This is a genomic window from Haloarcula sp. H-GB4 (assembly GCF_030848575.1).
In the GTDB taxonomy this organism is placed as follows: Archaea; Halobacteriota; Halobacteria; order Halobacteriales; family Haloarculaceae; genus Haloarcula.
This window is the reverse complement of sequence record NZ_JAVDDX010000002.1, coordinates 1,129,397-1,155,213: the sequence shown is the minus strand read 5'-3', so window position 1 is coordinate 1,155,213 and position 25,817 is coordinate 1,129,397. Positions and strand designations below refer to the sequence as shown.

General features: G+C 62.9%; 28 protein-coding genes. 20 read left to right on the top strand and 8 right to left on the bottom strand.

All coding sequences use genetic code 11. The features are described 5' to 3' along the window. Nucleotides 1-108 precede the first annotated feature (108 nt). Entirely contained in the window at nucleotides 109-390 is a 282-nt protein-coding gene (locus tag RBH20_RS14525) for a hypothetical protein (RefSeq protein ID WP_306709817.1), read from the top strand. A gap of 193 nt (nucleotides 391-583) precedes the next feature. On the opposite strand, the gene RBH20_RS14520 is transcribed toward RBH20_RS14525, so the two are convergent. Beyond that, complete coding sequence (locus RBH20_RS14520) at nucleotides 584-1,282, bottom strand: DUF5828 family protein (RefSeq protein ID WP_151101502.1); 699 nt, start codon at nucleotides 1,280-1,282, stop codon at nucleotides 584-586. A 257-nt stretch (nucleotides 1,283-1,539) separates the two neighbouring features. Here RBH20_RS14520 and RBH20_RS14515 point away from each other — a divergent pair, with 257 nt between their 5' ends. The 7 genes from RBH20_RS14515 to RBH20_RS14485 all read left to right on the top strand — a co-directional run bounded on the left by RBH20_RS14515 (nucleotide 1,540) and on the right by RBH20_RS14485 (nucleotide 8,871). Continuing rightward, nucleotides 1,540-2,232 carry a type 1 glutamine amidotransferase domain-containing protein gene (locus RBH20_RS14515; RefSeq protein ID WP_306709814.1) on the top strand — a complete coding sequence of 231 codons (693 nt, stop codon included), beginning with the start codon at nucleotides 1,540-1,542 and terminating at the stop codon, nucleotides 2,230-2,232. A gap of 199 nt (nucleotides 2,233-2,431) precedes the next feature. After that, a complete protein-coding gene (locus RBH20_RS14510; RefSeq protein WP_306709812.1) occupies nucleotides 2,432-3,472 on the top strand; it encodes a TAXI family TRAP transporter solute-binding subunit in 1,041 nt (346 codons plus the stop codon). A gap of 61 nt (nucleotides 3,473-3,533) precedes the next feature. Continuing rightward, nucleotides 3,534-4,022, top strand: coding sequence for a DUF1850 domain-containing protein (locus RBH20_RS14505; RefSeq protein WP_306709810.1), 489 nt, complete (start codon nucleotides 3,534-3,536; stop codon nucleotides 4,020-4,022). Continuing rightward, nucleotides 4,019-6,820, top strand: coding sequence for a TRAP transporter fused permease subunit (locus tag RBH20_RS14500; RefSeq protein WP_306709808.1), 2,802 nt, complete (start codon nucleotides 4,019-4,021; stop codon nucleotides 6,818-6,820). The genes RBH20_RS14505 and RBH20_RS14500 overlap by 4 nt, the downstream gene beginning before the upstream one ends. A 40-nt stretch (nucleotides 6,821-6,860) precedes the next feature. Continuing rightward, nucleotides 6,861-7,538 (top strand): uracil phosphoribosyltransferase, encoded by a 678-nt coding sequence (gene upp / locus RBH20_RS14495; protein ID WP_188852436.1) that lies wholly within the window; start codon nucleotides 6,861-6,863, stop codon nucleotides 7,536-7,538. Nucleotides 7,539-7,802: 264 nt separating this feature from the next. Next, the gene (locus tag RBH20_RS14490; RefSeq protein ID WP_306709804.1) at nucleotides 7,803-8,240 is read left to right on the top strand and encodes a DUF2391 family protein; all 438 of its coding nucleotides are present in this window, start codon (nucleotides 7,803-7,805) and stop codon (nucleotides 8,238-8,240) included. Nucleotides 8,241-8,286: 46 nt separating this feature from the next. Further along, nucleotides 8,287-8,871 carry a hypothetical protein gene (locus RBH20_RS14485; RefSeq protein ID WP_306709802.1) on the top strand — a complete coding sequence of 195 codons (585 nt, stop codon included), beginning with the start codon at nucleotides 8,287-8,289 and terminating at the stop codon, nucleotides 8,869-8,871. A gap of 557 nt (nucleotides 8,872-9,428) precedes the next feature. Here RBH20_RS14485 and glmM read toward each other — a convergent pair. Together glmM and RBH20_RS14475 are read right to left on the bottom strand one after the other, a co-directional pair. Beyond that, complete coding sequence (gene glmM, locus RBH20_RS14480; protein WP_306709800.1) at nucleotides 9,429-10,742, bottom strand: phosphoglucosamine mutase; 1,314 nt, start codon at nucleotides 10,740-10,742, stop codon at nucleotides 9,429-9,431. Between the two features lie 83 nt (nucleotides 10,743-10,825). Further along, complete coding sequence (locus tag RBH20_RS14475; RefSeq protein ID WP_373567960.1) at nucleotides 10,826-11,002, bottom strand: hypothetical protein; 177 nt, start codon at nucleotides 11,000-11,002, stop codon at nucleotides 10,826-10,828. Between the two features lie 58 nt (nucleotides 11,003-11,060). On the opposite strand from RBH20_RS14475, the gene rpiA reads away from it, so the two are divergent. After that, nucleotides 11,061-11,747, top strand: a complete 687-nt coding sequence (gene rpiA, locus RBH20_RS14470; RefSeq protein WP_306709797.1) for a ribose-5-phosphate isomerase RpiA — start codon at nucleotides 11,061-11,063, stop codon at nucleotides 11,745-11,747. A 47-nt stretch (nucleotides 11,748-11,794) separates the two neighbouring features. Here rpiA and RBH20_RS14465 read toward each other — a convergent pair whose 3' ends face one another. Next, a complete protein-coding gene (locus RBH20_RS14465; RefSeq protein ID WP_004517708.1) occupies nucleotides 11,795-11,962 on the bottom strand; it encodes a hypothetical protein in 168 nt (55 codons plus the stop codon). 290 nt (nucleotides 11,963-12,252) lie between these two features. Here RBH20_RS14465 and larB point away from each other — a divergent pair, with 290 nt between their 5' ends. From larB to RBH20_RS14450, 3 genes are all read left to right on the top strand, one after another. Further along, complete coding sequence (gene larB / locus RBH20_RS14460; RefSeq protein WP_306709791.1) at nucleotides 12,253-13,017, top strand: nickel pincer cofactor biosynthesis protein LarB; 765 nt, start codon at nucleotides 12,253-12,255, stop codon at nucleotides 13,015-13,017. Between the two features lie 279 nt (nucleotides 13,018-13,296). After that, nucleotides 13,297-13,581 carry a GIY-YIG nuclease family protein gene (locus RBH20_RS14455; protein ID WP_174789919.1) on the top strand — a complete coding sequence of 95 codons (285 nt, stop codon included), beginning with the start codon at nucleotides 13,297-13,299 and terminating at the stop codon, nucleotides 13,579-13,581. A 91-nt stretch (nucleotides 13,582-13,672) separates the two neighbouring features. After that, a complete protein-coding gene (locus tag RBH20_RS14450; RefSeq protein WP_306709789.1) occupies nucleotides 13,673-15,070 on the top strand; it encodes a phosphoglucomutase/phosphomannomutase family protein in 1,398 nt (465 codons plus the stop codon). Between the two features lie 2 nt (nucleotides 15,071-15,072). On the opposite strand, the gene RBH20_RS14445 is transcribed toward RBH20_RS14450, so the two are convergent. The 3 genes from RBH20_RS14445 to RBH20_RS14435 all read right to left on the bottom strand — a co-directional run bounded on the left by RBH20_RS14445 (nucleotide 15,073) and on the right by RBH20_RS14435 (nucleotide 16,330). Beyond that, a complete protein-coding gene (locus RBH20_RS14445) occupies nucleotides 15,073-15,648 on the bottom strand; it encodes an RDD family protein (protein WP_306709787.1) in 576 nt (191 codons plus the stop codon). 75 nt (nucleotides 15,649-15,723) lie between these two features. Next, the gene (locus RBH20_RS14440; RefSeq protein ID WP_306709785.1) at nucleotides 15,724-16,104 is read right to left on the bottom strand and encodes a GNAT family N-acetyltransferase; all 381 of its coding nucleotides are present in this window, start codon (nucleotides 16,102-16,104) and stop codon (nucleotides 15,724-15,726) included. 25 nt (nucleotides 16,105-16,129) lie between these two features. Then, nucleotides 16,130-16,330 carry a ubiquitin-like small modifier protein 2 gene (locus tag RBH20_RS14435; RefSeq protein ID WP_306709783.1) on the bottom strand — a complete coding sequence of 67 codons (201 nt, stop codon included), beginning with the start codon at nucleotides 16,328-16,330 and terminating at the stop codon, nucleotides 16,130-16,132. A 79-nt stretch (nucleotides 16,331-16,409) separates the two neighbouring features. Here RBH20_RS14435 and RBH20_RS14430 point away from each other — a divergent pair, with 79 nt between their 5' ends. From RBH20_RS14430 to RBH20_RS14415, 4 genes are all read left to right on the top strand, one after another. Further along, nucleotides 16,410-17,387: a replication factor C small subunit gene (locus tag RBH20_RS14430; protein WP_306709782.1), complete on the top strand. Its 978-nt coding sequence runs from the start codon at nucleotides 16,410-16,412 to the stop codon at nucleotides 17,385-17,387. A 92-nt stretch (nucleotides 17,388-17,479) separates the two neighbouring features. Then, nucleotides 17,480-18,109: an archaellin/type IV pilin N-terminal domain-containing protein gene (locus RBH20_RS14425; RefSeq protein WP_306709780.1), complete on the top strand. Its 630-nt coding sequence runs from the start codon at nucleotides 17,480-17,482 to the stop codon at nucleotides 18,107-18,109. 64 nt (nucleotides 18,110-18,173) lie between these two features. Further along, complete coding sequence (gene alaS / locus RBH20_RS14420; protein ID WP_306709778.1) at nucleotides 18,174-20,957, top strand: alanine--tRNA ligase; 2,784 nt, start codon at nucleotides 18,174-18,176, stop codon at nucleotides 20,955-20,957. 350 nt (nucleotides 20,958-21,307) lie between these two features. Further along, complete coding sequence (locus RBH20_RS14415; RefSeq protein ID WP_306709776.1) at nucleotides 21,308-21,499, top strand: hypothetical protein; 192 nt, start codon at nucleotides 21,308-21,310, stop codon at nucleotides 21,497-21,499. A gap of 18 nt (nucleotides 21,500-21,517) precedes the next feature. On the opposite strand, the gene RBH20_RS14410 is transcribed toward RBH20_RS14415, so the two are convergent. Further along, nucleotides 21,518-23,380 (bottom strand): cation:proton antiporter, encoded by a 1,863-nt coding sequence (locus RBH20_RS14410; RefSeq protein WP_306709774.1) that lies wholly within the window; start codon nucleotides 23,378-23,380, stop codon nucleotides 21,518-21,520. An 82-nt stretch (nucleotides 23,381-23,462) separates the two neighbouring features. Between RBH20_RS14410 and RBH20_RS14405 the strand changes: the two genes are divergently transcribed. From RBH20_RS14405 to RBH20_RS14390, 4 genes are all read left to right on the top strand, one after another. After that, nucleotides 23,463-24,224, top strand: a complete 762-nt coding sequence (locus RBH20_RS14405; protein ID WP_306709772.1) for an alpha/beta fold hydrolase — start codon at nucleotides 23,463-23,465, stop codon at nucleotides 24,222-24,224. A 42-nt stretch (nucleotides 24,225-24,266) separates the two neighbouring features. Further along, nucleotides 24,267-24,854 (top strand): imidazoleglycerol-phosphate dehydratase HisB, encoded by a 588-nt coding sequence (hisB, locus tag RBH20_RS14400; RefSeq protein WP_306709770.1) that lies wholly within the window; start codon nucleotides 24,267-24,269, stop codon nucleotides 24,852-24,854. A gap of 75 nt (nucleotides 24,855-24,929) precedes the next feature. After that, on the top strand, nucleotides 24,930-25,433 hold the full coding sequence (locus RBH20_RS14395) for an ACT domain-containing protein (protein ID WP_306709768.1): 504 nt from the start codon (nucleotides 24,930-24,932) through the stop codon (nucleotides 25,431-25,433). After that, nucleotides 25,433-25,768 (top strand): 2Fe-2S iron-sulfur cluster binding domain-containing protein, encoded by a 336-nt coding sequence (locus tag RBH20_RS14390; protein ID WP_306709766.1) that lies wholly within the window; start codon nucleotides 25,433-25,435, stop codon nucleotides 25,766-25,768. The genes RBH20_RS14395 and RBH20_RS14390 overlap by 1 nt, the downstream gene beginning before the upstream one ends. Nucleotides 25,769-25,817: the final 49 nt, after the last annotated feature.

Sequence of the window (25,817 nt, the reverse complement as noted above, 5' to 3'; positions counted from 1 at the left end):
CGCCCTGCAATGAGCCTACCGTTCGCGCGCCCTTACGAGGCCGACTGCCGACGCTGACGCGGACGTCACGGGCAAACGTTCAGGTGGTAGCGCGTGGTTCGGTCCCGTATGTCCGCCACTGAAGAGACTGTCCGCGTCTGGCTGGTCGAACGAACCTACTCCGACGACGAACAGAACCTCATCATTCTCACGTACGCGACGCCCGACGGCGAACAGTACTTCCGCAAGGAGCGGGCGCTGACCTCGTTCTCTGATGTGCGGGAGACCACGGCCGCCGTCGATGCTGACCCGGACAACCTCGGGTCCGTCGACGACCCGGACCTGCAGGCGCAGTACGAGGCTGAGGCGACACGGATGGCCGAGAAACACGACCCCGACGACGCTATCTAACCGTCTGTGTGGCCATGCTCGTGCTTCGTTCGCCTTCCCTCTCGGACGCAAAATAGATGCCGGCGGCAGGAACGCCGCCTTAGTTCGTTTTTGCGTCGACGATGCTGGAAGCCGATGCCGCTCGCCCAGCGGCGAGCTTAGTTCGTCTTCGCCTCTCGGACACAAAATCGATGCCGGCGGCAGGAACGCCGCCTTAGTTCGTTTTTGCGTCCGTCTCGTCCCCCGTCTCGACCGCATCAACACCCTCAGCGGCCTCGACAGCCTCGGTGACCTTCTCGGTATCGACGTGCCAGCGGTCGACGGCCTGCTCGAAGTCAGCGAGCTTGTTCGAGACGCGCATCTTCAGGTCGTCGTCGTTGACGTTGACCTCGAAGACGTACTCGGGACGGTCGCCGTCACCGACGCGGCGGAGGTTCGCGCTGATAAGGTCGTTGTCGAAATAGTAGGGCGCGATCTGTGTCATCACGTTGCGATAGACGGTGTCCTCGACCTTTCGCAGGGCCTTCCGGCTGGCGGAGTCGGCCGCGCGGGCCACGTAGTCGACGGACTCGCTCCAGCGCTCCATCGCCTCGTCCGGTTCGTCGAGGTTCTCGTAGGACTCGCTGAGTTTCTCGCCAGCGGTCTGGAGGTCCTCATCCGGCCCCTTGCCGGCCTGTTCCCCCTTGCCCTCGTCGACGCTTGCTTGGTCAGCGGTTTTTTCGTTGACGTCCTCGTCCAGTCGTTCGTGGCTCTTGGGTCGCCACTCGTCGAACTCACTGAGGGCGTCCTCGTCGACGGCTTCGCCCGAAGCGATGTCTTTCAGCGCTTGTGTGATGCGCTCGCCGTGCTCGACGATGTCGACCCAGCCGCCTTTCGTCTTGAATCCTGAAACGCTCTCTTCGATGTCTGCCATGGTATAATAGATCGGTCTATGACAGCCGCGGGACCTGCTGCAGTGGGCTGTCCATCTGTACACAGCGGATTGCTGCTCAGTGGGGTTAAACGTTTCCGCCGTGACGGCAGCCGTGATACTCTCCCACCAGTCCCCTCCCGGCCCTCGATATCAACACGTAGACGACGTATTTCTACTGGATAACCGCCTGCTTGTTCGCCCCACTTCGCTCAACACCGAACGGCCGCTTATAAGGATTGCACGCGAATAGTAGTTTGATGACATCCGCACTATTCGTCGTAAGTGAACACGGGTACTGGGGCGAAGAATGTATCGAGCCGCTGACGACCCTCACAGAGGCCGGTCTGGATATCACGGTGGCGACACCGACTGGCGAGCCGCCGGTGCTTGACGAACGTTCCGTCGACCCCGAAGAAGTCGGCGAAGACCTCTCGGAGCACGTTCGAGAGGTCCACGAGACCGACGAGCGCCTGAACAACCCCATTCCGCTGGCACAGGCTGACGCCGAGGACTACGACACTGTCGTGTTCCCCGGCGGCCACGGCGCGGAGTGGGACGTCACGCAGGATGTTCACGCCCGCGAACTGCTGCGCGAGAGCGTCGCCGGCGACGACGGGAAGGCCCTCGTCGTCTGTCACACAGTCGGGATTCTGGCCTTCACCCGCGATACCGACGGCGAGTTCCTCGCCGACGGCCGCTCCGTCACCGGCTTCCCGAACGCCTGGGAAGAAGGCATCGTCGACGAGAACGACCTGCTCCCTGACGGCCGCAAGCTCCCGTACTGGGTCGAAGACGAAGTGAAGGCCATCGGTGCGGACTGGGATGCCGAACTCGATGCTGACACCAGCGTCACGGTCGACGGTGACCTCATCACGGCTCGTGGCCCGCCGTCGTCGGCTGCGGCCGCTCGGACGCTGCTCGACGAACTCGGTATCGAGACGTCGGCGTGACGACCGGACGCCCGCCGATCACCGCAACCAATCAATTTAGCTGAATTTCTCGGAAGCGAGCACGTCCGGCCTGGGTGCGTTTTCCCACGCAGTCGCCGTCCCGGAGAATACAGTGGCATACGCTATCGCACGATATAGTCAAATAACGACTGTGTACTAGCTAACCTTCTTGAAGCCCCCGTGCAACGTAGACATACGTATGACTAACAACTCCACGCGCAGGCGGTTCCTCAAGACAGCAGGCGTTGCAGGTGTCGCAGCTCTCGCCGGTTGTGGCGGCGGCGACGGCGGCGATGGCGGCGACGGCGAAATGACAGAGGGCGACGGCGAGATGACTGAAGGTGACGGTGGCATGACCGACGGCGAGATGACCGAAGGCGATATGGAAACCCGCCTCTCGTGGCACGCCGGCGGCACCGGTGGCACCTACTTCCCGCTCTCGAACGAGTTCAAGACGGTCGTAGAGGACAACACGGACTTCACGCTGAACGTCCAGTCGACCGGTGCGAGCGTCGAAAATGTCGGTAGTCTCGCCAGCGGCGACGCCGACTTCGCGCTCATCCAGAACGACATCGCCTCGTTCGCGAAGAACGGCACTGGCATTGATGCGTTCCAGGACAACGCCGTCGAGAACCTCCAAGGCGTTGCGACCCTGTACCCGGAGACCATCACAGTCGTTACCCTCGCGGACACGGGCATCACGCAGCTCTCTGACCTCGAAGGGGCGACGATCAACACTGGCGACCTCGGGAGCGGAACCCAGGTCAACGCGAACCAGATTCTGGAGTCAGTCGGTATCTCCGATTACAACGAGCAGAACGCCTCGTTCTCTCAGGCCGCCGATCAGCTCCGGAACGGCGATATCGACGCTGCGTTCGTCGTCGGTGGCTGGCCGGTTGGCGCAATCGAGGACCTCGCAAACACCAACGACCTCGTCATCGTCCCCATCTCCGGCGACAACCGTGCCGCAGCGAAGGAGGACGCCTCCTGGTTCGCTGACGACACCATCCCCGCCGACACCTACACCGGCGTCGACGAGGCTGTCGAAACAATCGCTGTGCAGGCGATGATTGCGACGAACGCCGAACAGCCCGAAGGGACGGTCGAATCGGTCACCGGCGCTATCTTCGACAACGTCGACGACCTCTCTATCAAGACAGACTTCATCAGCGCGGACTCCGCACAGGACGGGATGTCCATCGAACTCCACCCTGGCGCAGCGGCCTACTTCGACGCATAACGTCGCCGGCTGACGCCATCCGTATCGTTAACTAACCACCTTCTATTACTCACCAACTGGAATGAGACGACGATACGTCGCTATCGCGGTGCTCGTTGCCCTCCTCCTCATCGGGACTGTAGCAGCGCTCCCCGGCGGACGTGCACTGGTCGTTGAAGACGCCGAGACCGGTGAGCAGTATCTAACGGCCCCGGTCGAAGACGGTACGACCGTGGCGCTGGAATACATGCATAGTGTCGAAAAAACGCGCGTCTACGACGAGTACACGGTCCGTGGTGACCACCTCGAGATGACCCGCATGGAGTTCGAATCGTTCGGCTGGGGGCTCCCGAGCCGAGCCAACGTCACCCGCGAGGACGGAATGTACGTGTTCGACCCGCCGGGCAACTACACGCGGGTGACAGTCTCTCCCGGTGATGTTGCAGGACATAAACTTCACGTCGGAGCCGAAACCTACGACTTGGTAGCCCGCACCAACGGCCGCTCGGTCCACCTCTACGTGACCCAGCGCTCGGCGTTCGGTGCTGCGACAGACCAGCTCAACACATGACTGAAAACACACGATCTGACGACGGCGGGGAGGCCGTATCGGACGAGGAAGTCGACGAAGTACTGCAGGAGATCGAGCGGAAACGCTCGCTCACAGGCTGGGCAGTTGTCCTCGTTGCGCTCATCGGCATCTCGTTTTCAGTGTTTCAGATGTGGCTCGCGGCGAAAGGCTTCGTCCTCTCGCTCTCGCTCCCCGGCGTCGGTGATGTCGTGTTCGCGTCCCTGCAACTGCTCCAGATCAACGCCGTTCACGTCTCCTTTGGCCTCATTCTGACGTTCTTGCTGTATCCCGGCAGTACCGGTGACGGCCCACTTTCCCGGCGCTGTATCGCGCTCGGATCGCTGGTCGACGAGAAACTCGGTGCGGAGCACCCGGTCTCTCGTGTCGTTCACGCTATCGGGAGCGCCCTCGCCTGGGCGTTCCTCGACGCCGAAATGAACCGCGTGACGCCCTCGGATTTCGCCTTCATTGTCCTGTCGGTGCTGTCGGCCGCGTACTTCATCACTGACTTCAACGAGATCCAGCGCATGCGTGCGCTGGGTGTTCAACGTGGCCGCCCCATTCAGGAAGTATTCACCTTCTTGGAGCCGATAGCGGGCCTGCTCGGACCGCTCGCCGACACCTCCTACGCGTTCGTGCTGGGCGTGCTCGGCGTCCTGCTCGTCCTCGAAGCGACCCGCCGGGCGATCAGCCTCTGGCTGATGGTCATCGTCGCGGCCTTCGTCGTCTACGCCCGCTTCGGAGTCCTCATTCCACAGGACGCCGCCTACGTCGGCGTCCTCTCCATCCCGGAACTGTCCTGGCCCTCTATCATCCAGAACCTCTGGTACAACACGGAAAACGGGGTGTTCGGGATTCCGGTCACCGTCTCCGTGCAGTTCATCTACATCTTCATTCTTTTTGGCGCGTTCCTCGAGATGTCCGGCGCGGGACAGTGGTTCATCGACCTCGCGTACGGCGCGACGGGGACGCGGAAGGGCGGCCCCGCGAAGGCATCCATTCTCGCCAGCGGCTTCATGGGGACCATCTCGGGTTCGTCCATCGCCAACACGGTGACGACCGGTGCGTTCACGATTCCGCTGATGAAGCGGTCGGGCTACTCGCCGGAGTTCTCCGGCGGTGTCGAGGCCTCTGCCTCATCGGGTGGTCAAATTCTCCCGCCGGTGATGGGGGCCGCCGCATTCCTCATTGTCCAGTACACGGCAACGCCGTTCGCTGACGTCATCGTCGTCGCCACGATTCCCGCTATCGTCTTCTTCTTCGGCGTCTGGGTAATGGTCCACTTCGAGGCGGTCAAGGAGAACATCGGTGGTCTCGACCCCTCCGAACTGGTCAACCTCCGGAGTCACTTCAAAAGCGGGTGGTTCTACCTCGTCCCGCTGGGCCTCCTGCTGTACTACCTCATCATCGAGCGGCTGTCGGTTGCCCGCTCGGCGTGGTTCACACTCATCGCTATCGGTGCGCTCATCGCACTTATCGCGGCTTACAGCGATGAGACGCGTGCCCGACTCGGCGCTATATTTGCGTCTCTCTTCGGGCTGACGACGCTCACGCAGTTCCTCACTGGGGAAGGAATCTTCGGGTACCTGTTCAATCGGTTTGTACAGACCACTACAGCGTTCCCGGCGCTGTTCGACCGTATTGATGGACTTGTTGCGGCAGACCTGACAACAGAGGGTGCGCTTGCACTCCCCGGTCCACAACCACTTGGCTCCGCGCTTTCGGCCACCCTCGGTAACGTCGGCACGCTGATGATTCTCGCCGGTGTCATCACGTTGATTACGCGGCCCCGACTCGACTCGCCGCTGCTGTCGTTCGACGGTGCTGTCGACGAAACCGCCGAAACGACCGCTGACGCTGCTGGTCGCCCAGATCTGGCATCGAACGGACTGTACAAGCTTGGCGTTTTCCTCGGGAAGTCGATGGAAAGCGGGGCCAGAACTGCGGTGCCGGTCGTCATCGCCGTCGCCGCTGCCGGTATCATCCCAGGCGTCATCAGCGTCTCCGGCCTCGGCCCGAACCTCGTCTCGCTCATCACGGCCGTCGCCGGCGGTTCGCTGGTCTTGCTGTTGCTCGTCACCGCGTTCTCCTCAATTATCCTTGGGATGGGGATGCCGACGACGGTAACCTACATTATCCTCGTCTCACTGCTCGCGCCGGCGCTGACCGAGTTCGGCGTCCCGCTGCTCGCGGCGCATCTGTTCATCCTCTATTTCGGCGTCATCGCCGACATCACGCCGCCGGTCGCAGTGGCTGCCTACGCCGCTTCCGGTGTTGCAAAGTCCGATGCCTTCGAGACCGGCATCGAGGCGTTTTCGCTCTCGCTCAACAAGGCAATTGTGCCGTTCGCGTTCATCGTCACGCCGGGAATCATTCTGCTTCGGCGCAACCCTGACGCTCCCAATCTTGATGTCGGGGACAAATATCGGGTTGTCGAGGCTGCGGACTTGCTGGATGTCGGCTACGCTATCCCTGAGATACTGATACCCGTTATCGGCGTCTTCCTCGGCGTCGTTGCGCTGGCCGCGACGGTTATCGGGTTCGCGTACGCGCCGGTCTCCCGGGGCGAGCGGGCGGCGTTCGCGTTCAGTTCGCTGCTCCTGATGGCCCCCGGCCTCGCAGTGTCCGGCGTGTACGACATCCTCGGCCTCATTGGCCTCGGCGGCGGCGAGATGACGCTCTTGCTCGACGTTGTGCTCCGCGGCGTCGGTCTCGCGCTGTTCCTCTTCCTCATGGCAAAGAACCGCCAGCGCGGCGGTGACCCTGCGGTACGGTCAGGCACGGCTGAGCCGGCCTGAGTGAGAACCGTTTAAGCCATCGGGTGTCAACGGGCACGATATGCCAATCGAACAGCGCGGCGACGCCTCTGTCGTCACGCACGCGCTGGCGCGAGATGAACTGACTCGGATACGAAACGTCGAGACCGAACAGGTCGCTTTCCGGAAGGGACTGGTCCGCCTCGGCCGTATCTGTGGCTACGAAATCATTGACGGGCGGATGGAAACTGAGTACACGGAAATCCAGACGCCACTAACCACGACGATGGGTGAGCGCGTCAAAGGACTCGAAGACGTCGTTATCGTCAACGTCCTCCGTGCTGCGACGCCGTTTGTCGAGGGACTGCTCAAAGCGTTCCCTCGCGCCCGACAGGGCGTCATCTCCGCCAGCCGTGATGAGGAAGCTGGGATGAACGACGACGGCGAGTTCCCCATCTCCGTCGAATACGTCAAACTGCCCGAAATCACCGAGGACGACACCGTCATCATCGCGGACCCGATGCTCGCGACCGGGTCAACGATGGCCACGGTACTCGATTACATCACCTCGGAGAAGACAGAGCCGGAGAACCTGCTCGTCTTGGCCGCAGTCTCCGCACCGGAGGGTATCGTCCGCGTTTCGGAGGCGCAGCCGGACGCTGACATCATCAGCGTCGCTATCGACGACGAACTCGACGAGGACGGGTTCATCGTTCCGGGGCTCGGCGACGCCGGCGACCGCGCCTTCCGGACGACGTAAGCCGTCCTGGCCTGCTCGACCTGTCGGCTGTGGGACGAAACGTTTTTACTCACGGCCCGAATCAGCCGATGATGTCGTGATTTTCCGTCCACTCACAGCCGCTGTACCCCCTTGCTTCACCTGGAAACCGAGGGACGGTGGCATATTTTCTGTCCAGTTGAAACGAGAAAGACGGCCGTGAACCGCCCCGCGGCGGTTGGACGTGGTTCCTGTTGGACAGTGGCGGACCGGGAGACTTTCCTGCTGACGGGACAGCAACCCGGTATGGCTCGACGCCGATACCGGGTCGCGGACACTGCCCAGCAACTCGTCGGCGGGTTCCTGCTCGCGGGACCGTTCGTCGTGACCGAGGAGGTGTGGGTACTGGCCGAGAACATGTCCTGGTATCACGCGGTGCTCGTCGTCGGTATCGTGTTCGCTATCGGGTACGGGGCGCTGTACAAAGCCGACGCCGACCGCGACGTGGACACCGAGGCGGAGGTCGCCGGAATTCCGGTCCGGTTCGTCTCACTGATGGGCGTCGCGTTCGGCTCGGTCGCTATCCTCGCGGTGGCGCTGACTGCCCCGGATACGTTCCTCGTCGACGGCGGGGTTCTGCCGGACCCGACGCCGATGGCCGTCTTTCTGACGACGCTGAAAGCCATCACTGTCGGTGCAATTTTCAGCGTCGTCGGGGCCGCGACGGCGGACAGCGTGTTTTGACCGGGACCCGCACACTTAATTGGGTTCCACTCTCCTTGATGTGCATATGGAGTATACGCTGGCTATCGACAACGCGCCGGAGACCGTTCCGGGTGGCACAGGGGTACTGCTCCTGCATCCGAGTACCGGTGAGACGGACCGACTGGACACGGATTTCCTTGCGACCGATACGGACTCGATGCTCGTCATATCGACCCGGACTACCGCCCGGGAGGTCAAACAGAAACTGGAGTACTACGAGGTCGATGAGTCGAAAGCGACCATCCTCGACACGCTGTCGGTCGAGCGCGGCTACACCCGTCGCCAGTCCGAAAGCGTCCGATACGTTTCCGCGCCCGACGACCTTTCCGGGATTGTCTCGGAGGCCGAGACGTTCCTGCAGGAGCATGACGGCAAACTCCGGGTGACCTTCGACTCGCTGACGGAACTCATCTACTACGCCGACGAGGACGGCGCGCTGTCGGCTGTCGAAGATATCCTCGACCTGCTAGACGAATACGACGCTGTCGGGATGTTCCACCTCGCCGACGAGGTCCACGACGAGGAGACGGTCGCGGCGTTCCGGGACCTCTTCGACGGTGTCATCGAACTGTCCGAAGACGGAACCATTACCAGTAGCTTCAAAGCGTAACCGGACACGCTTTGTCCCGAATCCGCCGCTCCGTCGATGAGTTTGTGGTAACTGAACGACATTCAGCTGCCCGTCGTGTCCGTCGATGGCGTTTCCTTCTTTCGAACGAAATGGCGTTTTGACCCGGTAGCGCCGCCAACACCTCGTATGCGAACACTTACCAGACCAATAACAATTAAGAGGGTATAACCCACATACAGGGTTGTATGCCGGAATGCCAGAACTGCGGTAATTTTGTAACGGCTGACTACGCGCGTGTGTTCACGCCAAACGGGGTCGAAAAGCCCAGGGTCTGTCCGCAGTGTGAGGACAAGATCCGCGACGGGGCAGACGTCCGTGAGGCCCGGTCCACACGTCGCGGATAGAACCGGTCAGGAACGGTCGCCCTGTGACCTGATGGTTGCGGGGACGCTTTCCTCCCCGGTCGAACTCGCTATCAACCGCTGTTTTGCCGTGATCCTTGTTTCAGGCTCTATACTATAGTAACAGTTGAAACGATTTACACACCGATCGCACTGCCGTCGTGTGATCGGGTGTGTATTGATTTTCAATGGCTACTATAGCGCGTCTGTCAGGCGTGTCTGTGCCTCCTCGAACACCGCGTCAGCACGGTCTGGATCGCGGGCTTCGGCGGTGATCCGAACGAGTGGCTGGGTTCCGCTGGCCCGCAGGAGGAACCACGCGTCGCCGAGGTCGACACGGACGCCGTCGAGCGTCGTCACGTCGTCGTAGGCATCGGTCACTGTCTCTCGAACGCGGTCCATCACGGTCTCCTTCTCGTCGGTTTCGACGCTGTCCCGGCGGATGGGGTACTCCGGCACGTCGGCGGCGCGGTCGCCCAGCGGGCGCTCGCTGTCCAATGCTGCGGCGGTACAGGCCGCTAGCGGACCGTCCGGACACAGCGTTCGCTCGGGCCAGATCCACGCACCGCTTGGCTCGCCGCCGAAGGCGACACCCTCGGCGCTTGCGGCCTCGGCGACGTACACATCCCCAACCGGGGTGTACTCGACAGACACGTCGATGTCGTTGAGGTGGTCCTCGACGGCGAGGCTCGTATCGACCGGGACAGCGACCCGCTCGCCCGGTGACGCTGCAGTACGGGCGAACACGGCCAGTAACACGTCGCCGGAAAGGAAGGTCCCGTCGGCCGCGACCGCCCGCATCCGGTCGGCGTCGCCATCGTGTGCGATGCCGAGGTCGGCATCGGATTCAGCCACTAGCGTCGAAAGCGACTCGCAGTTCTCGGCTTTCGGCTCCGAGGGACGACCGGGAAACGCGCCGTCGGGCTGGCCGTTGAGCGTCTCGACAGAACAGCCCAGCGCCGAGAGCGCGTCGACGCTGACCCGGCCCGCGCCGTTGCCGAGATCGACAATGACGTGGCTGTCGAGGTCCTGTTCGCCGATTTCCGAGAGTAGCGTGTCGACGTGACGCTGGCTGACATCCCGGGACGCTAGGCTACCGCTCTCGTCCCACGCCGCTGGCTGGAACGCATCTTCGTCCAGTCGCTGTTCAATCGTCGCCCGGAGGTCCGCGTCGAAGGCCTGCCCGCTGGGCTGCCAGAGTTTGATACCGTTGTCTTCTGGCGGGTTGTGACTCGCCGTCACTGTGACACCGGCGTCGGCGTCCTGCCACGCCACCGCTCGTCCGATAGTCGGTGTCGCCGCGCCGCCAAGGTCGATCACGTCGACGCCGCTCTCCCGGAGCCCGGCCACCAGCGCCGCTTGCAGGTACTCGCCGCTCGCTCGCGGGTCCCGGCCCACGACCACCCGCTCGCAGTCGATGCCAAGCGCTCGCCCCACTGAGAGCGCCAACTCGGCTGTAACCGTCTCGCCGACGGGACCCCGAATCCCGCTCGTTCCGAACTGTGTCATTACTGCCCTCTGGGTCGGGCCGCCCCTAAAATCCATCCGGCATCGGACAGGTACTGCGGGCTGGCAGTGCCGACGCCGTGCCGCTACCGCGTCGGTGACCACTCACAGGCCGTGCCGGTCGTCAGGTCTGCCTCGTCGATGTGAGCCGAGAGGCAGCCGTAGTTGCAAAACTGTGCTGTCGGCTCTCCCTCGGGCGAATCGCTGAGGAACACCGGGTCGTGGGCCTCGACCGGACAGCCACAGTACGTGCAGTCGGTCATACGGGCGCTTGCGGCTGGGAGAACAAACGTTTTGTCCGCGTCTGTCGACCCACCGCATATGAAACAGGGCGGCTCCGACGCGGCGAAACAGGCAGCGGGGGAATCGGCAGCCGAGGCAGTTGAAGATGGCATGGCTGTCGGCCTCGGCACGGGGTCGACAGCAGCCCACGCTATCCGTGCTATCGGACGGGCGGTCGACGCCGGACTTGATGTTGTCGGCGTCCCCACGTCGTTTCAATCCCGTCAGCTGGCCAAGGACTGTGGCATCCCGCTGGGGGACCTCGATGACGTGTCGGTCGACCTCGCCATCGACGGGGCCGACGAGGTAGCCGGCGGTAATCTGATCAAAGGCGGTGGCGCGGCGCACGCTCAGGAGAAAATCGTCGACGCGAGTGCTGACCGCTTCCTCGTCGTCGCCGACCCGACGAAGGAGGCGGACGTACTCTCACACCCTGTCCCCGTCGAAGTGCTCCCGGTGGCCCGATCGACGGTCGCAACGGCGGTCGAAGACCTTGGCGGTGACCCGTCGCTTCGGCGGGCGGAACGCAAGGACGGCCCCGTCGTCACCGACAACGGAAACCTCGTACTCGACTGTGACTTCAATTCTATAGGCGACCCCGCCCCGCTCGCCAGCGACCTCGCTGCGCTCCCCGGGGTCGTCGAGCACGGGCTGTTCGTGGATATGGCTGACGAGATCCACGTTGGCACTGCTGACGGCGTCACCGTCCGAGCGCTTTCGGAATAGCTGTCGCTGGTCGGTTTGCGTCAAAAAATACGCTGCTTGAAACGACCTTACAGGTCGCGCGGCTGGACCGTCTTCCGGTCGTTCTCGTCAGCTCGTCGGGCTGCGTCCTGAAGCAGCTCCTCGACTTCCTCGTCGAGTGCGTCGTAGAAGTCGGACGCTACGTTCATGTCGTTGAGCTCTTCCTTAACGGCGGCTTTGACGATTAGGTCTGCCATACAGACGAGGTATCGACGGGGGTTACTTATATACTTTCTCCAATTAGTTCGCTCTCGACCCTATTACCGGCAGTTTGAGGCGTTATACGACACATAACCCCATATAAATCCGTGATTGTGTCCGAATGAATCCATCAGTATACGTCCTTCGGCCTGACTCAGATGGCTACTGTCGCGTTACACCGGCCGAGCGTCGCTCACGCGCGCTCCCACTAAATCCGACCCTGATTCGAGCGATACGCCTGTCCCGGACCGACGGATAGGAGTGGCCGTACCACTGAATGGACTCTATGCGCGATATACTCGATTCGGTTGCGGCGGGCGACCTCTCCCCGACGGAAGCCGAGGCGGCGCTTTCGGGCTACGCGACCAGCGGGGCCGGCCGGTTCGACGCTGCCCGGGAGGATCGTGCGGGCGTTCCCGAAGCAGTCCTCGCGGATGGGAAGACACCGACGGAAGTGGCGGACCTGGCGGCGACAGCTATCGAAACGACGGACCGGGCTATCGTGACACGACTCGATACGTCCACTGCAACGGCCGTTCGGGAGCGATTAGACAAGACGGCTCCGGACGCAACAGTTCGCTGGGACGACCGCTCGAACTGGCTGGTGGCGACAACGCCCGCGTTCGAACGTCCGTCGCTGGACGCGTCAGTGGGTATCGTCACCGCCGGGACATCCGATGCAGTTCCGGCCGGTGAGGCCGCGCTCATTGTCGAGGAGATGGGCGCAACTGTGACCCGTATCGACGACGTTGGCGTTGCGAGCCTCGCTCGGACGATCGATGCGGTTGATGGCCTCCGGGAGCAGGACGTGCTTATCGTCGCGGCGGGCCGCGAGGGTGCGCTCCCGACGGTCGTCGCCGGTCTCGTCGACGTGCCGGTCATCGGTCTGCCCGTCTCGACCGGCTACGGCCACGGCGGCGAGGGTGAGGCAGCCCTTTCGGGGCTGCTACAGTCCTGCACAGCCCTCTCTGTCGTGAATATCGACGCTGGCTTCACTGCCGGAACGCAGGCCGGCCTAATCGCCAGACAGCTCGACAATGCGCGGGAATAACCACCCTCGCCGGCCGCAGGTATACCCAAGTATTTGGGTAAAGAGCTATGAGAACAACGCGCGTACGCGTATACGTCGGCGGTGGTGTCGCCGACGAACACGATGCCTGAATGTGATCATTGCGGCGCGCACGTCTCAGACCAGTTCGCCCGAGTGTTCGCGGATGAACGTGGACATATCCGGGCGTGTCCGAACTGCTCGGCAAACGCTGGCATTGCCGAGGTATCGAGAGAGCGCGCCCAACAAGTGTGAGGCCCACTGGGCCACCAGCATCGTGCGATGACTACCGCGCGGAGCCCTTACCACGTGTACGTCCTCCGTTGTAGCGACAACACGTTTTACACTGGCTACACGACCGATGTAGAACGCCGCGTCCGCGAGCACGATGCCGGCGACGGCGCGAAGTACACTCGCGGCCGAACCCCGGTCGAACTAATCCATGTCGAGTCGTTTGACTCGCAGTCCGATGCGATGAGCCGTGAGTACGAGATCAAGCAGTACTCCAGAGCGGAGAAGGAACGGCTCGTCGAATCCAGCGACGCCGAAGTGGCATTCGATATCTGAGCCACCGCCCTCCCCTCGCTGTCGATACCAGGGAACTGACAGTTCATCGATGAGGCGTGACTTTTTGTCTGGGGGCTGAGAACCGCGGGCTATGGCTAACAACGCGGATGCTGACGCAGGTGCAATCGCCTTCGGGACGGACGGCTGGCGGGCGACGCTGGACGTGTTCACGAAGCCGCGGGTTCGGATGGTGGGGCAGGCCGTCGCCACGACGCTCGCCGAGCGCGGGGCGACTGGAACCGTCGCAATCGGGTACGACGCCCGCGAGACATCGCCCGGGTTCGCCGACGAACTCGCACACGTCCTGCGTGCGAACGGTTTTGACGTACTCTTGCCGGACCGAGACACGCCGACGCCGATTGTCGCCTGGACTGTAAAAGACCGCGGGCTGGCCGGGGCGCTTCAGATCACGGCCAGCCACAACCCGCCGGAGTACAACGGCGTGAAATTCATCCCCGGCGACGGGTCGCCAGCGCTGCCCGACTGGACAGCCGCCTTTGAGGAGAACCTCGCTGTCCTCGACCCACTCCCCGAAGACGAGTGGGGCGAGCGAACGGAAGAAGACCTCATCAGCCCGTTCCATGACCACGCGCTGGACTTCGTCGACACTGACCTCGATGGCCTGTCAGTCGCGTACGACGCGCTGTACGGCAGCGGCCGCGGCGTCACCGACGCCCTGCTTGAAGCGGCCGGGGCCGATGTGACTCGTCTCAACTGCGTACAGGACCCTGAGTTCGGCGGCGGGTCGCCCGAGCCATCGGCGGAGAACGCTGAGGGACTCGTCAGCGAAGTCAGCGAGGGCGACGCCGCACTCGGGATTATCAACGACGGCGACGCCGACCGCATCGGTGTCGTCACACCCAAGCGGGGCTATCTGGATCCCAACCTGTTTTTCGCCGCGATGTACGACTTCCTGCTCGAGGACAGGACGGGCGACGTGGTCCGAACGGTCTCGACCTCCAGTATCGTCGACCGCGTCGCCGAGGCCCACGGACAGGATGTCCACGAGGTCGCCGTCGGCTTCAAGTGGGTCGCCGAGGCGATGGCCGAGCACGACGCGCTGTTCGGCGGCGAGGAATCGGGCGGCTTCGGCCTGCCGGACCACCTGCGGAACAAGGACGGCGTGCTGGTGGCGCTGGTCGCCGCCGCCGCCGAGCGCGAGGAACCGCTTGATGCCCGTGTCAACCGAGTGCTGGACGAACACGGCGAAATCCACCAGAACCGGATCAGCGTTGATTGCCCGGACGACCGAAAGGAGCCAGTCCTCGACGACCTCGAAACCGCACTTCCCGACACACTGGCGGGGGTCGCCGTCGACGGAATCAACACGGTCGATGGGTTCAAAATTAGGCTTGAAGACGGGACGTGGGTGCTGGTGCGGCCCTCCGGGACAGAGCCGAAACTCCGCGTCTACGCCGAAGCATCGAGCGCGGAACGCGTCGAGGACCTGTTAGAGGCAGGTCGTAATCTGGTCGAACCGCTGGTCTGACTTCACTTGGTTGCGCTGACGACGTACGTGCCGGCCACGCGGTCGCCGAGGCGCTGTGCGTCGTCGCTCACGAACATAACGGCCGCTTCGATGAGGAGCCAGCCGATCATGAGAACGAGTGCGAAGACGAACCCGAACCCACCGAGAATTCCGCCAAGAAGGAGCATAATCGGGAACGGGGCGAGCAGCACTGCCGTTCGGATCAGTCGGTCACGCTGGCTCGGCGGCGAACCAGTTTCATCGACGACGGCGACGTCCTGTGATCGCTTCCCGACCGTTTCGTTGTCCATCGCGTAGTACCCGAAGTAGTAGACGAGTACCGCACCGATCGCGATCCACAGGGCGAAGTTGATGACGATCCCCAAGAGCCCTGCAGCCAGCATCGATCCACCGCCCATCGCGCCCGGATCCCCAGGAGTAGTGGCGGCCATCGCGCCTACTGAGAGGACCGTGTTGAGAACGAACGTGACGAGCCACAACCCGAACGCGACGGCGCTCAGGATGGCGAAATCGATGAGGTATGCGACGAACCGGTCGCTCCTCGCCTCGACTGCGTTTTCAGGGACAGTTGCTGCCATTGTCTTAAAACCGTTCTCGAAACCATATAAAAAATGTTACGACGCTGTGGGAACAGTTCTGCGGAATTGCCGCTCCTACTCACGCTTGCCACGGTAGCGGTCTGGTTCGTCCAGCGGGTCGGTGTCGAACCCCAGCGCCTCGTAGAACGGTTGAACGTCGGTGTCAAACTCGGCGGTGAGTCGGTCTCGCCGGTCGAGTGCGGCCTCGACGAGCGCCGTCCCGATGCCCTGGCCGCGACGACGGCGACGGACAGCGACGGCCTCGATGTGCGTTCCGTCGAGTACGAGTGCGCCGAGAACGCGCCCATCCGTCTCGTTGTCACCGGACACTGCGATGAGTGTGCTCCCGTCTTCAGCACCCGCTCGGACGGTCTCGACGTCGATCGAGAGGACCGCCCCGTCGAGGACGTTCATCACCGCTGGCACTTCGTCGGGGGTCGCTGTTCGGACGTGCATAGCTGTGGGGTCGCTGTTCAGCGGCTCATCCGCCTTTGATGAGCCTGACGACCCGAACGTGGTCGTGCTCGACTGGTTGGTCCGTCGGCACGTGCTCGCCGTCGACGAGGACCGATACCTCGTGGGGACTCAGATCGACCGGTGCGAGCAGATCGCCGTATGTCGCGTCCGCGTCCACCTCCAGTTTGTGGGTGTCTTCGCCGGCGATTTCGACGGTGACGTGCATACCCGGCCGTACTCCACCGACGTACCTGAGACTGTCGACTCTCGCGGGGTTTAAGACCGGCCCACGCTTCCAATCGTCCATGAGTGAGGCCGAGTCCGAGTCGCGGGCGGGACGCGAGGAGGTCTGGATCGAGAAGTACCGCCCGCAGACGCTCGACGACGTGATGGGCCACGAGAACATCGTCGGGCGGCTCAAGAGCTACGTCTCGCGTAACGACCTGAGCCACATGCTGTTTTCGGGCCCCGCGGGGACAGGGAAGACCACGTGTGCGACGGCTATCGCCCGCGAACTGTACGGCGATGACTGGCGCGAGCACTTTCTCGAACTGAACGCCTCCGACGAGCGTGGTATCGACGTGGTCCGGGACCGCATCAAGAACTTTGCTCGGACGAGCTTCGGCGGCGTCGAGTACCGTATTATTTTCCTTGACGAGGCCGACGCGCTGACCAGCGACGCACAGTCGGCGCTGCGCCGGACGATGGAGCAGTTCTCGAACAACGTTCGCTTTATTCTCTCGTGTAACTACTCCAGCCAAATCATCGACCCGATTCAGTCCCGCTGTGCAGTCTTCCGGTTCTCGCCGCTGGCAGACGATGCCGTTGCCGAGGAAATCCGAAACATCGCTGCCGAAGAGGACATCGAACTGACCGAAGACGGACTGGACGCGCTCATCTACGCCGCCGACGGGGATATGCGGAAAGCTATCAACGGCTTGCAAGCCGCATCGGTCAGCGGCGACACAGTCGATGAATCGGCGGTGTACGCTATCACTTCGACAGCCCGTCCGGAAGAGATACGCACGATGGTCCAGTCGGCGCTAGACGGCGACTTTACCGCCTCCCGGGCAACCCTCGATAGACTGCTGACTGAGGAGGGCATCGCCGGCGGCGACATCATCGACCAACTGCACCGTTCTATCTGGGAGTTCGATATCGACGATGCGGCAGCCGTCCGGGTGCTCGAACGCATCGGCGAAACCGATTATCGGATCACCCGCGGTGCGAACGAGCGCGTGCAACTCGAAGCGATGCTGGCCTCGCTCGCACAGGACGAGTAAGGGTCTCATACCGCGCCACTCCAATTTCTCACACCTGATAACTGGCAGGTGAGCTTTATGATGAAAGGAGTCTAATAGTATCAACAACTGAAATGCAACGTTTACGACCATCTACGCAGGGGACGAGCGAGGACCGCGGACAGGTCGGGATCGGGACGCTCATCGTGTTTATCGCGATGGTGCTGGTCGCGGCAATCGCAGCGGGCGTACTCATCAACACTGCGGGGTTCCTGCAGAATTCTGCGCAGGCGACGGGCCAGCAGTCTAGCGATTCGACGACGAACCGAATTCAGGTCGTTGGCATGACCGGCGATCACTTCACCAGTAACAGCGAAGTCGGCGTGGTTGATATCGTTGTCAGGCGAGCGCCAGGAGCAAGTAACGTTGATCTAGACAAGACAACGATCCAGTGGATTGGCCCGAGCGGGTCGTACTACCAGCTTGCGGCTGGCGGCGCAGACGGTAACCCAGATGGTCGTTTCGCTGTTTCGACCGTGCAGGATAACGACGGCTCCCAACCAGTGCTCAACGACGTTGAAGACCGGTTCAGAATAACGCTTGACCTCGGTGCCGATAACTCCGTTAGCGCTGTGCCATTCGGTGAGGAACTGCCAGAAGGCGAGACTGCGACACTGCGTATTACCTCGCCAGCGGGCGGGATGACGACCGAGGAAGTCGTCGTGCCGAAGACCCTTTCCGGGGAATCCTCAGTCACGCTCTGACGGCCAAGGATACCGCCGGCCCCTTCGGAACAGTTTTAGGCGAACGTGGGCCAACTGAACACCAATGAGCGACCTCGATGAGGCCTACCAACTCGACTACTTCGAAGAGGAAGGCTTCCACAGACAGGAGTGTGCCTCCTGTGGCGATATGTTCTGGTCCCGTGTCAAGCGCGAGACCTGCGGCGAACCGCCGTGTGCGGAGTACGACTTCATCGACAACCCCGGCTTCGACGAGTCCCACTCGCTGACGGAGATGCGCGAGGCGTTCCTCTCCTTTTTCGAGGACCGTGACCACGACCGCATCGATCCGTACCCGGTGGCAGCGAATCGCTGGCGCGACGATGTGTTGTTGACCCAGGCATCTATCTACGACTTCCAGCCGCTGGTCACGTCGGGAACGACGCCGCCGCCGGCGAACCCGCTGTGTATCAGCCAGCCCTGTATCCGGATGCAGGACATCGACAATGTCGGGAAGACCGGCCGGCACACGATGGCCTTCGAAATGATGGCCCACCACGCGTTCAACGCGCGTGAGGACATCGAAGACCCCGAGCAGTACGCCTACGAGGGCGAAGTGTACTGGAAAGACGAAACTGTCCGGTACTGTGACGAACTGTTCGAGGAAATGGGGGCAAATCTAGACGAAATCGTCTACATCGAGGACCCGTGGGTCGGCGGCGGCAACGCCGGTCCGGCCATCGAGGTCATCTATCGCGGGGCCGAACTCGCGACGCTCGTCTTCATGTCCATGGAGCAGGACCCTGAGGGCGAATACGAGATGAAAGACGGCAATCGGTACTCGCCGATGGATACCTACATCGTCGACACCGGCTACGGGCTCGAACGCTGGACCTGGATGAGCCAGGGGACGCCGACGGTGTACGAGGCCGTCTACCCCGATATGATCGCCTTCCTCAAGGACAACGCCGGCATCGAACTCACCGACGAGGAAGAGCGCATCGTCCACGAGGCCGCGAAACTGGCTGGCCGGATGGATATCGACGAGGCCGAAGACATCGAAGCCGAACGCGACACCATCGCCGCCGAGGTCGGTGTTGAGGTCGAGGAGATGCGAGACCTGATGGCCCCGCTTGAGGACATCTACGCCATCGCCGACCACTGCCGGACGCTTGCGTATATGCTCGGCGACGGCATCGTCCCGTCGAACGTTGGGACGGGCTATCTGGCCCGGATGGTGCTGCGCCGGACGAAGCGACTGGTCGACGGCGTCGGTGTCGACGCGCCGCTTGACGAACTCGTCGACATGCAGGCCGAGCGGCTTGACTACGAGAACCGCGACACCATCCGCGATATCGTCCGCACTGAGGTCGAGAAGTATCGCGAGACGCTGGACCGCGGTGGCCGGCGCGTCCGCCAGCTAGCCGACGAGTACGCGGAAAAGGGCGAGCCGATTCCGACGTCGGAACTGGTCGAACTGTACGACTCCCACGGCATCCAGCCGGACATGGTCGAAGAGATTGCCGCTGAGAAAGGCGTCGCGGTCGACGTGCCCGACGACTTCTATGCGGTTGTCGCCCAGCGCCACGGCGGCGACGACACCGCCACCGACGAGTCACAGACCCCTTACGAGGACCGACTCGAAGAACTGCCGGAGACCGACCGACTCTACTATGAAGACCAGCAGCGGACCGAGTTCGAGGCCGTCGTTCTCGAGGTCTTCGACCGCGATGAGGACACCTACGACGTGGTGCTCGATCAGACGATGTTCTACCCCGAAGGTGGTGGCCAGCCGCCGGACAAGGGGACGCTGTCGACCGACGACGTCTCTGCCGAGGTGACCGATGTCCAGCAGTACGGCGACGTTATCGTCCACACCTGCGACGACGACCCCGGCAAGGGCGAGTTCGTCCGCGGGCAGGTCGACGCGACCCGTCGCCAACGCCTGATGCAACACCACACGGCGACCCACATTGTCATCCACAGCGCCCGGCAGGTACTCGGCGAGCACGTCAGACAGGCCGGTGCGCAGAAAGGCACCGACTCAGCCCGCATCGACATCCGCCACTACGAGTCGGTGAGTCGCGAGGAAGTCAAGGAGATTGAACGCCTCGCAAACGACATCATTCAGGACAACATCACCGTCTCGCAGGAATGGCCCGACCGCAACGATGCCGAGGAACGGTACGGCTTCGACCTCTATCAGGGTGGAATTCCGGCCGGCGAGCAGATCCGCCTCATCACCGTCGGCGACGACGTACAGGCCTGTGGTGGCACCCACGTCGCCCGAACGGGCGATATCGGGGCTGTCAAGCTCCTGAACACCGAGCGGATTCAGGACGGCGTCATCCGCCTGACGTTCGCGGCGGGCAACGCGGCCATCGAGGCCACCCAGCGCACCGAGGACGCGCTCACCGAAGCCGCGGATATCCTTGACGTCGCGCCCGATTCTGTCCCGGAGACTGCCGAGCGGTTCTTCGACGAGTGGAAAGCCCGTGGCAAGGAGATCGAACAACTCAAAGAACAACTCGCTGAGGCCCGTGCCAGCGGCGGCAGCGACAACGAGGAAGTCGACGTGGGCGATGCGACCGCCGTCGTCGGGCGCATCGACGCCGACATGGATGAACTCCGCGCGCAGGCGAACGCTATCGTCGAGCAGGGTAACATCGCGGTGCTTGGCTCGGGACTCGACGGTGCGCAGTTCGTCGTCTCAGTGCCAGACGGCGTCGATGTCGACGCCGGTGAAGTCGTCGGCGAACTCGCCGGTCGCGTCGGCGGCGGCGGCGGCGGCCCGCCGGACTTCGCACAGGGCGGCGGCCCCGATGCGGACGCGCTGGACGACGCGCTAGACGACGCACCGGAGATCCTCCGAACTGTCGCGAACGCCTGAACCGTCCCTGTTTTCTCTCGCCGCCGACTTTGTCTCTCGCTCCGTTACTTCGGACAGTTGTCCGATTGGGACTCAATATTCTGCCCGAACGCGCCGAATACCCCCAACAGATACAATTACATTTACTTGTATTAGGTATATCTGGATGAGTTTCCAAAAGTATTTTTAGTAACTGCCCATCTATAGCAGATATGCGCGGAGAACGTGACATCGCACACATTCGGTCTCATACCGAGTACATTCGGTCACAACGGACGTGTCGGCGGTGTGGGACCAGTGTGCCCGCTGCCAGCGGCCGTGCTCCCGACGAACTGTGTACAAACTGCAGTGCTACCCACGCTACCTGAATAATGAGTGCTACCACGTCACCCCTGTCGGACACTGATCTGAACGAAACGCCGGAGTTCGAACTGGACTACCTGTACGACGACCCTGAGAACCCCTCAGAGCTGACGATCTTCCCCTCGGATCGCCAGCAGTCCGTGACCGAGTGGGTCACTGCGGACCGGTCGGCGACCGTCTCGCTCGACGAACTGCGCTGAGCGGTACGCGCCGTCCGGCTAGCCGCCCTGAAATAGTCTTCTGGCGTCCTGCATCGCCTCGTTGGTCTCGCAAACGAGCGTCAAGTGATCGCCACTCGCGAGTCGGAAATCGCTGTCGGGGACTCTATCCGTTCCGTTGCGGCTCACCATTGCGACCAGACAGCCGTCCGGGAGTTTGTCAGCGGTCTCCTCTATCGTCCGGTCGATCAGCGACTTGTTCCTGAGTTCGACCTCCAGTACGTCCCCCGTTCGGCCGGAGTCCGACAGCCAGTGGGCCAGCGCCGGTCGCTCGACCGCGTCGTCGATTGCGTCGGCGACGGCGAAGCCGGCGGATATCGTCTCGACGTCAAGATCCTCGAAGGCCTCGACGTTGTCCGGCTGGTTCGCTCTGGCGACCACGGTGTCGACGTCGAATCGGGTTGTCGCCAGCTGTGCCACGAGCAAGTTCACGTCGTCGTCCGCGGTCGCAGCAACGACAACGGACGCCCGGTTCGCCCCTGCTTCTTCGAGGACGTTCGCGTTCGTCGCGTCCCCGTGGACGACGCGGTGGCCGTTGGCTCGGGTCCGCTCGACGGTGTCCTCGTGGCTGTCGATGAGGACGACCTCCTCACCGCGTGACTCATACCGTACTGCCAGTTCCCGGCCGACACGACCGCCACCGACAATGAGTGTTTGCATGGGAAGGATATCAAGCGCTTGCGCGAAGTGACGGGCCAGCCCGCCTTGAAACATGACGGTCGCGAAAATAACGAGAAAGACAGTTCCGACGAGGACCGTCGCAGCTTCAGGGTTCTCGGGACGCAGTTCGATGGCAAACAGCGTGGCGACGCTGGCCGGGACGATACCGCGTGGCCCCATCCCGCCAACGAACATCCGCTCTCGAACGGTCAGTCGGCCACCCAGTGTCGAGAGGAACACGCCAAGCGGGCGGACGAGCGCAGCGACGACGATGACGACGACGAGCCCGCCGACACCAAGCGCACGCAGGTCACCGAGTGAGAGCTGCGCCGCGAGCACGATGAACACGAACGAGAGCACAAACAGCGTAATACCGCCTTTGAATTCAGCGATCGCTTCTTCGTGAGGGATATCGGCGTTTCCAAGTATGATACCGGAAACGGCGGCGGCTGCAATACCAGCCTCAGAGAGCCACATACTCCCGAGCGCGTACGCTAGCAGCGCCGCGGTCAGGACCACGACCCGGGCGTTCTGGAGGGCATTGTCCGCCGACAGGTGCCACCGCTGGAGCAGTAGTGCGGTGCCGCCGCCGACGGCGATGCCGACGACGTGGCCGACAGCCAGTCGGGCGACGAACGCTTCAATGACGACCACCGGCGAGGACTGGCTCGCGATGACGAACTCGAACGTCGCTACCGCAAGGATGGCAGCGGTCACATCGTTAATGATACCCTCAGTCTCAAGCGCCGCGGCGACCCGGTCCCGCACCGGAACCACCTGCATGATTGGCGTGATGACCGTCGGCCCGGTGGCGATAAGCAGGCTCCCGACGAGGATGGCGACCGGCCATGTCGTCTCGAACACGATTTTGACGGCGATGGCGGTTCCGACAAGCGAGACGAACGCGCCGATTGTCACCAGTCCAAGCGACTCTCTGGACGCTTCACGGACTCGCTCGATAGTGAGGTGGAACGCCCCCTCGAAGACGATGATACCGACGCTGAGGCCGACGATAGCCTGTAACCCGGCCTGCCCGAATATTGCGGGGTCGACCAGCCCGAACGCCTGCGGGCCGACGAGGACACCGGCGACTAGCAGGAACGCGACGCTCGGGATCTGGAGCCAGTCGCCGACCAGTTGCGCGGCGACCCCCAGACTCACGACCAACACGACGGCGCCGATAAGTGATTCTGCTCCGGACACAGGACTGGCGGTCCTTCGACAGCCAGCGCTAAAGACCTACTCACCGAAAGAGACACACCATCGGCGAAGGAACCGACAGCCAATGCCGACCGCACGCAACCGTGACGTGTCTCTCTACTACGAAGCCGACGGCGACGGCCCGACCGTCGTATTCATCAACGACGTGGGGTACGGCGCGTGGCTCTGGGGCTGGCACTACGACGCTATCGCCGGCCCATACGAGACGGTGGTGTGGGACCTCCGCGGGACCGGCCGGTCGGACGCGCCCGCGGGACCATACGATGTGGAAACGCTGGCCGCCGACCTCGAAGCCATGCTGGCCGATCACGGCGTCGGGAGTGCTCACCTCGTCGGGGCCGGCCTCGGCGGGATGGTCGCGCTCCAGTATGCCCACCAGTACAGCCGCGCCCGCTCGCTGACGCTGTACTGCACGGCCGGATCTGGCGATGCGATTGAGCGGGACGCACTCGACGCGCTTGCACTCGATGCCCCGTCGTCGCTCGACGGCGCGTTTTCGTCGGCGTTCCGCGAACACGACCCGGACCTCATGGAGCGAATTGCGGACTGGCGCGCCGACGAGGATGCGACCGGAGAGGCCCGCGATGCGCAGGCCAACGCAATGACGACCTTCGACGCGCCACCGCTGTACGAAATCACCCAGCCTGCCGAGGTGTACTATGGGCTGGACGACCCCGTCGTGTCGCCGGAGGCCGCACGGTCGCTTTCGGCCGACCTCCCCCGTGGCACTGGGGAGGCCGTCGAGGGCCGACACTGCTGTTTCGTCGAGCACGCGCCGGCGGTGACCGACCGATTGCTGGCGCTGCTCGACGAACAGACCGAGTGACCGGACGCAATCCACAAATACGCGGCCTGATACGTGTGAAGTATGACTGACCGGACGGCAGCCGTCACGCGGACGACGGCCGAGACAGACATCGAGGTCACGCTTGACGTTGACGGCGACGGCGACAGCACCATCGACACCGGCATCGGCTTTTTCGACCACATGCTCGACTCGTTCTCGACGCACGGGCTGTTCGACCTGACCGTGCAGTGTGACGGCGATCTGGACATCGACGACCACCACACCGTCGAGGATGTCGCCATCACGCTCGGCGAGGCGTTTACCGAGGCGCTGGACGATAAGCGCGGCATCCGCCGATTCGCCGACTGCAAGGTCCCGCTTGACGAGGCCGTTGCGAGCGTCGTCGTCGATATCTCCGGCCGCCCGTACTTCGCGTTCGACGGCGAGTTCTCACAGGCTTCTGTCGGCGGGATGACCAGCCACATGGCCCAGCATTTCTGTCGCTCGCTGGCGATGAACGCCGGGCTAACGCTGCACTGCGGTGTCGACGGCGAGAACGCCCACCACGAGATAGAGGCGCTGTTCAAGGGCCTGGCCCGGGCGCTTGACGACGCAACCCGGATCGACGAGCGCCGGTCCGACGTGGCGAGTACGAAAGGCGAGCTATAGTCGACTGCAACGCGGGCCCGCCCCTATTTCAACTGCTGCCGGCACCGATTAGTGGCCTCACGTCCACCACTCCGTATGTTCGATGAGATTATGCAGAAATTCGAGGACTCTCCCGGCCAGCAGGACGTCATCCGCTTGTTGCTGGAACGGGGGTTCTCGGTCAACGAGGACGGCCGCGTCGTCTCCGGCGGCATCGAGATCCCGAACACGGGTATCGCCCGCGAGGCCGACGTCGACCGCCGGGTAGTCAACGCCACGACGGACGCGATTCTCGCCGACGACGACCTGCGGCGTATCTTCCGAAATATCTCCTCTGTGCCGAGCCTGCTTGACCTCGCGCCGGTGCTCGACTTGCACGCGGTGACTGTCACCGTCCGGGCCGCCGACGAGTCCGGCATTGTTTCGACTGTCACGTCGGCTATTGCCAACCACGGTATCTCTATCCGGCAGGTCCTGAGCGAAGACCCTGAGTTCACCGATGAACCGAAACTGTACGTCATCACCGACGAGGAACTCCCCGGCGACCTCATCAACGAAATCCGTCGACTGGCGTTCGTTCGGACTATCGAACTAGCATAATGCCGGCAACGCTCACCGTCGAGACGCCTACCGGCGAGACCCACGAACTCACCGCCGAGCGTGGGGCTGTCCTCCGTGATGTGCTTCTCGATGCCGACCTCTCGCCACACGGCCGCTACGCCAAGCGAGTCAACTGCGGCGGCCGCGGCATCTGTGCCACTTGCGGCGTCCGTCTCGCCGAACCGCCTGATCCCGATCACTGGCACGACGACCTCGCCGACCGATTTGGCTACCCCCGGCTCTCCTGTCAGCTGCAGGTTCGAGACGGAATGCGGGTCAAACTGCTGGAAAAAAGGGTCTGGGGGTCGCGACAGGCTGGCGACGAGGCGGACTGATTTTATGCCACACGCAGGGAGCGAACGACAAACGCTATTCCGCCGCCGG

Excerpts from the sequence above, each read along its gene's own strand:
- RBH20_RS14430 (WP_306709782.1), top strand. The coding sequence starts at position 16,410 with ATGAGTGAGGCCGAGTCCGAGTCGCGGGCGGGACGCGAGGAGGTCTGG.
- RBH20_RS14455 (WP_174789919.1), top strand. The coding sequence starts at position 13,297 with ATGACTACCGCGCGGAGCCCTTACCACGTGTACGTCCTCCGTTGTAGC.
- RBH20_RS14440 (WP_306709785.1), bottom strand. The coding sequence starts at position 16,104 with ATGCACGTCCGAACAGCGACCCCCGACGAAGTGCCAGCGGTGATGAAC.
- RBH20_RS14475 (WP_373567960.1), bottom strand. The coding sequence starts at position 11,002 with ATGACCGACTGCACGTACTGTGGCTGTCCGGTCGAGGCCCACGACCCG.
- RBH20_RS14445 (WP_306709787.1), bottom strand. The coding sequence starts at position 15,648 with ATGGCAGCAACTGTCCCTGAAAACGCAGTCGAGGCGAGGAGCGACCGG.
- RBH20_RS14485 (WP_306709802.1), top strand. The coding sequence starts at position 8,287 with ATGGAGTATACGCTGGCTATCGACAACGCGCCGGAGACCGTTCCGGGT.
- rpiA (WP_306709797.1), top strand. The coding sequence starts at position 11,061 with ATGAAACAGGGCGGCTCCGACGCGGCGAAACAGGCAGCGGGGGAATCG.
- RBH20_RS14500 (WP_306709808.1), top strand. The coding sequence starts at position 4,019 with ATGACTGAAAACACACGATCTGACGACGGCGGGGAGGCCGTATCGGAC.
- RBH20_RS14490 (WP_306709804.1), top strand. The coding sequence starts at position 7,803 with ATGGCTCGACGCCGATACCGGGTCGCGGACACTGCCCAGCAACTCGTC.
- alaS (WP_306709778.1), top strand. The coding sequence starts at position 18,174 with ATGAGCGACCTCGATGAGGCCTACCAACTCGACTACTTCGAAGAGGAA.
- RBH20_RS14415 (WP_306709776.1), top strand. The coding sequence starts at position 21,308 with ATGAGTGCTACCACGTCACCCCTGTCGGACACTGATCTGAACGAAACG.
- RBH20_RS14390 (WP_306709766.1), top strand. The coding sequence starts at position 25,433 with ATGCCGGCAACGCTCACCGTCGAGACGCCTACCGGCGAGACCCACGAA.
- RBH20_RS14425 (WP_306709780.1), top strand. The coding sequence starts at position 17,480 with ATGCAACGTTTACGACCATCTACGCAGGGGACGAGCGAGGACCGCGGA.
- RBH20_RS14505 (WP_306709810.1), top strand. The coding sequence starts at position 3,534 with ATGAGACGACGATACGTCGCTATCGCGGTGCTCGTTGCCCTCCTCCTC.
- RBH20_RS14395 (WP_306709768.1), top strand. The coding sequence starts at position 24,930 with ATGTTCGATGAGATTATGCAGAAATTCGAGGACTCTCCCGGCCAGCAG.
- hisB (WP_306709770.1), top strand. The coding sequence starts at position 24,267 with ATGACTGACCGGACGGCAGCCGTCACGCGGACGACGGCCGAGACAGAC.
- RBH20_RS14510 (WP_306709812.1), top strand. The coding sequence starts at position 2,432 with ATGACTAACAACTCCACGCGCAGGCGGTTCCTCAAGACAGCAGGCGTT.
- RBH20_RS14515 (WP_306709814.1), top strand. The coding sequence starts at position 1,540 with ATGACATCCGCACTATTCGTCGTAAGTGAACACGGGTACTGGGGCGAA.
- RBH20_RS14405 (WP_306709772.1), top strand. The coding sequence starts at position 23,463 with ATGCCGACCGCACGCAACCGTGACGTGTCTCTCTACTACGAAGCCGAC.
- larB (WP_306709791.1), top strand. The coding sequence starts at position 12,253 with ATGCGCGATATACTCGATTCGGTTGCGGCGGGCGACCTCTCCCCGACG.
- RBH20_RS14525 (WP_306709817.1), top strand. The coding sequence starts at position 109 with ATGTCCGCCACTGAAGAGACTGTCCGCGTCTGGCTGGTCGAACGAACC.
- glmM (WP_306709800.1), bottom strand. The coding sequence starts at position 10,742 with ATGACACAGTTCGGAACGAGCGGGATTCGGGGTCCCGTCGGCGAGACG.
- upp (WP_188852436.1), top strand. The coding sequence starts at position 6,861 with ATGCCAATCGAACAGCGCGGCGACGCCTCTGTCGTCACGCACGCGCTG.
- RBH20_RS14520 (WP_151101502.1), bottom strand. The coding sequence starts at position 1,282 with ATGGCAGACATCGAAGAGAGCGTTTCAGGATTCAAGACGAAAGGCGGC.
- RBH20_RS14435 (WP_306709783.1), bottom strand. The coding sequence starts at position 16,330 with ATGCACGTCACCGTCGAAATCGCCGGCGAAGACACCCACAAACTGGAG.
- RBH20_RS14465 (WP_004517708.1), bottom strand. The coding sequence starts at position 11,962 with ATGGCAGACCTAATCGTCAAAGCCGCCGTTAAGGAAGAGCTCAACGAC.
- RBH20_RS14450 (WP_306709789.1), top strand. The coding sequence starts at position 13,673 with ATGGCTAACAACGCGGATGCTGACGCAGGTGCAATCGCCTTCGGGACG.